We start from the raw sequence: 4,093 nt of genomic DNA, 5'->3' as shown, positions 1-4,093 counted from the left end.
ATTACCTATTACCTATTACCTATTACCTATTACCTATTACCTATTACCTATTACCTATTACCTATTACCTATTACCAATTACCTATTACCAATTACCCATTACCCATTACCTCACCGACAGTTAACCGAGTCCCATTGACAAAATCCCATCCTGACTGGGGACGTTTACCCGTTAGCTGTACTTCTCGCAATAGCAATAAACCTACCCCTGTTTGGACAATTGCTCCTAGTCCTTTAGTAATATTAACTACCTCTCCAGGCTGTCCTGATATGGTTGACAAATTGGGTATTTTATGAATTTTTTCTAGTAATGGCTCTGGTAACTCGTGAATATACGCAGGATCTAGGGGGACAGTAGCAGTAATTTTCAATGCTTGGTTGCGAAAAGTTGCTGTACAGTTAGGATAAAATCCGCGAATTTGATTATGTAATTGGATGGCACTTTGTCCCCAGTCCAAGTTATAATCTGGCTTCTGAATCAAAGATGCGTAAGTAGCTGCGGTATGATCTTGGGGAATCGGTGTCACTTCTTGACGTTCTAGTTTGTATAAGGTTTCTATGAGTAAATCTGCACCAGTAATAGCCAACTTTTCGGCTAAAACCTGAGCATTATCTAGCAATTGAATTGGTATAGTCGCTTTTAGAAGCATATCCCCTGTATCCATGCCCTTATCCATGAGCATAGTTGTAATCCCCGTTTCTTTTTCTCCGTTATATATACTCCACTGAATTGGCGCAGCCCCTCGATACTGAGGTAAAATTGAACCATGTACGTTAATACAACCTAGCTTAGGCATATCTAATATCTTCTTAGACAAAATTTGCCCATAAGCAATAACCACAAATATATCTGCTTCTATCTGCTTGAGTTGTGTTAAGGTTTCAACATCTTTTTTAACTCTTTCCGGTTGCCATACTGGAATATGATGATCTGTAGCAAAGGCTTTCACTGGTGAAGGTGTCAGTTTATTCCCTCGTTCTCGACGTTTATCCGGTTGAGTGACTACGGACATCACCTGAAAATTCTTGTTTTCTAAGAGTTTTTCCAAAGTGGGAACTGCAAAGTCAGGAGTGCCAAAAAATACTATTTTCATTACTTATTAATTATTAATTACGAGTCATGAGTCATTAATCAATGGTAAGTGTGTTCCTCATCACTGACAACTGCGACATCTGAATATTAATAGAATTATGTTGAGAATTTTTGATTAAGGGCAAGGAATTTTCGCAGTTTGATGGTATAGTGTTTACTATTGGTTCAGCAAAAACAGCCTCAATACATCATAACACTTGCGGTAATTAGTTGAACTATCGCCATTTGCATCTACTATTGATGATTTTTGTGTGTCTATCTGTGTTTTGCAGTCAGTTATTTCTCTACGAAATCAAAATTATTCAATAATTACCCAAGTTAAAAATAAACTGTATTTGCTTAATCGCAGCATTTACGAGTCTAAACTTCAGTTTGTAGGTTGGGTGTATGAATTTAATGTTTTTGTTTATTGTTGATTGTGCAGCGGTTAATCTCAAGTTGCCAGCAATAGATAGGTTTTAGTTGGGTAAAGCCCGCGCTGTTTGTCCGGCTATAAACAGGGTATCTTATTTTAGACTGGCTTTAGCTAAGAATGTTTTCAAGAGCAAGAGCATCTCTAAATCTTGGCTACTAGCTTTAGTCAATTAAAAATTCATCTATGTTCCACTTAAATTGAATATGGATGTTACTGATGCTAAGTAAGTTGGCGTTAAACAATCAACATATGTAACGAAATGTAAATTCGACAAATACCTTATAGATAGGTTATTTAAGGGTTTTTACGAAAAAAATGTATATTGATTTTATCGTGCCGACTTACTTAACAATAATAACGGCAGTTATTAACAGATGTAATTTACTGTTAACTTTAATCCCGTTATTTTGGATATTATGTAAAGATTATGAGGGGGTAAATGGTGATACTAAAACTTTTGTAAAGCAATACAACATTTGAATCAATTATCTTGTCGAAGCTTTTGGTTTGTTGGTAAACATATAGTCATAGCTTTTTTCCATTCCTGTATAGATACTGCCCGCACTTAGCAACTGCCCCTAGAGAGTCTCATCATGCTTAAACCCCTTTTGGTGTCGGAATGGTTCCGTGTTAAACCATTTCTCAAGTACATTGCCATTGTTATAGTAATTTCACCCTTCCTGGGAATGTCTATTCATGCTACCTTAGCGAAACAATCAGAAGTAGCAAATAGTAGGGCGAAAAATAACAAATCTCAGATAAAATTGGCAGAAAGTGCTGCTACGAGGCAGTTAAATTTACAATTTGCTCAAGTTAACTCTCACACAGGAAAAATACTTGTTGGTGAAGGAATACAGTCATTACCAAAAGATATAGTTATTTCAGGGGCAGAAAGAGAAAATTCTCAACTGGGGGATGATGTTGTTAGCAAAACTGTACCATCAGTTAATGTTGCACAACTTCAAAGCAAGACATCTATTAATCAAGCTAATTTAATTCAAAAATTAAAAGATGCCAAAGAAGAAGCTGATTTAAATTCTCCAGTCAGTGGGAATTCTCAATCTCAAGAATTAGCAACATCAACAGTTACTCCTAAAAATGGAGAAATACCTGTTAGTGAACGGCCAAATGAGTCGGAAATGGCACAGACTGACCCTATAGGTAGTCCCCATCCGATACCTTGGCAATGGATTCTGGCTACTCAGGAAGCGATTGGTGCTAAAGGTGGTTCTGGTGTTCGCTACTATCGGAGTATTCCGGTAATTTCTCCTGATGGCAAATATGCGATTTATAGTCGGGTGCAAATGGAAGTAAAACCGGAAATGCACAATAGCCGAGTTAATAGCGTGTTGTTTGTGGAGGATAAACAAACTAAGCGGTTACGGGTGATGACATCAACCAGTGTGGTGATTGATCCCCTGTTAAAAAGACAGGCAATTTTGTCAGCACAAGGGGATAATGATGGTAAAATTGGGGTATTAGTGCCTGTTAGCTGGTCTGAAAAAGGCGATCGCTTTCTTGCCCGTAAGTTTGTGGCTATTTTTAATACAGCAGATGCTACAGATCAGGCTGTAATTTGGAATCGTCAACAGGATCATCTCAATGTGGTTAGTCCTGTACAATCACAAGATGATCACGAAAAAATAGCTATTTTGTTAGGTTGGAGTAAAAAGCAGCCTAATAATGTATTATTCCGTGCTGGTGAATTAGGTGAAGAAAATTGGCCTTTGTTACAAGTAGCTAATGATGGCAGAACTGTAGATATCTCGGCAGAAGGTGATCAGGCTGTGACTTTTGGTGAAAAAGGTAGCATTTGGGCAGATCCACAAGTTGCTTCGCGCTAATTGATTAATTGCCCTCAAAATGGCTTAATCGTGTGATTCTCTAGGTAGGGGTTTAGCATTGCGCTTTACCCTTACACATTTAGTTTTTTCCTAATCTTGTAAAAGTCCATTTCCTAGTTGTGTCCCTCTTCCCGTCCTTCCTCTTTAATTTCCCGATAAACTCGCGTTTCTTTGAGCGTTATTCCTAACATAGATTCTGGTAGTGGTAAATATGTAGTGAAATCTCATATTTTCTAACTTAAATTATTCGTTTGTAGCTGTTGAAATTTTAATTATATTTAACTAACTAATTGAAAATTATCTAAAATATAAAGTTTCTAAATATATAACTTTTGCTAATAAAATCAGAGAAGAAAGACGTTATTTGCAAAAATTGCCATTAGGATCTCAAACCTATCTACTCAACCAAACCCCTTTCTCGTTTTTCCCGGATGCCCTGGTTGTCCCCCTGGTTTCCGTTTTGGAGTCTCACTCTCTTCTGACTTCTCTTCTTGTTTGTTCTCTGATTTTTTGAGTATGTCTCCCGATGGTGGTTTCGATGATGTTGTGCTATCTAAATCTCTACTGATTTTGAGTTTCTCTATTTCTTGTTCTAGTTCTACCCCACATTCCGCACCCCAAAATGTTACAGAGGGAAATTACGGAGATGAAAATCAAAGGGAGCATCAAAACAAACAGATAAAGTGAAAAAAGGCATTTGAGAAACAGTAAATCACCAAAAATGTCATCAAAATCTATTCT

2 protein-coding genes and 2 pseudogenes are annotated in these 4,093 nt (G+C 37.1%); 1 reads left to right on the top strand and 3 read right to left on the bottom strand.

Annotated elements, in window-relative coordinates; genetic code table 11:
• Nucleotides 1-92 precede the first annotated feature (92 nt).
• On the bottom strand, nt 93-1,094 hold the full coding sequence (gene fmt / locus PN450_RS22070; protein WP_148766367.1) for a methionyl-tRNA formyltransferase: 1,002 nt from the start codon (nt 1,092-1,094) through the stop codon (nt 93-95).
• Between the two features lie 1,007 nt (nt 1,095-2,101).
• On the opposite strand from fmt, the gene PN450_RS22065 reads away from it, so the two are divergent.
• Nucleotides 2,102-3,352, top strand: coding sequence for a hypothetical protein (locus PN450_RS22065; protein WP_148766365.1), 1,251 nt, complete (start codon nt 2,102-2,104; stop codon nt 3,350-3,352).
• Between the two features lie 122 nt (nt 3,353-3,474).
• Here the strand turns inward: PN450_RS22065 and PN450_RS24215 are convergent.
• Nucleotides 3,475-3,549: pseudogene (locus PN450_RS24215) on the bottom strand (DUF4351 domain-containing protein); the annotation flags it as partial.
• Nucleotides 3,550-3,756: 207 nt separating this feature from the next.
• Nucleotides 3,757-3,954 (bottom strand): annotated as a pseudogene (locus tag PN450_RS22060) (DUF6444 domain-containing protein); the annotation flags it as partial.
• Between the last annotated feature and the right edge of the window lie 139 nt (nt 3,955-4,093).

The sequence above is a fragment of the Dolichospermum lemmermannii CS-548 genome, assembly GCF_028330815.1.
Classification (GTDB): Bacteria; Cyanobacteriota; Cyanobacteriia; order Cyanobacteriales; family Nostocaceae; genus Dolichospermum; species Dolichospermum lemmermannii.
Note: the sequence above shows the minus strand (reverse complement) of the source record. Positions and strands in the feature narration are given on the sequence as shown.

What these genes read in the sequence shown, in the direction of transcription:
- fmt (WP_148766367.1), bottom strand. Translation starts at nt 1,094, where the DNA reads ATGAAAATAGTATTTTTTGGCACTCCTGACTTTGCAGTTCCCACTTTG.
- PN450_RS22065 (WP_148766365.1), top strand. Translation starts at nt 2,102, where the DNA reads ATGCTTAAACCCCTTTTGGTGTCGGAATGGTTCCGTGTTAAACCATTT.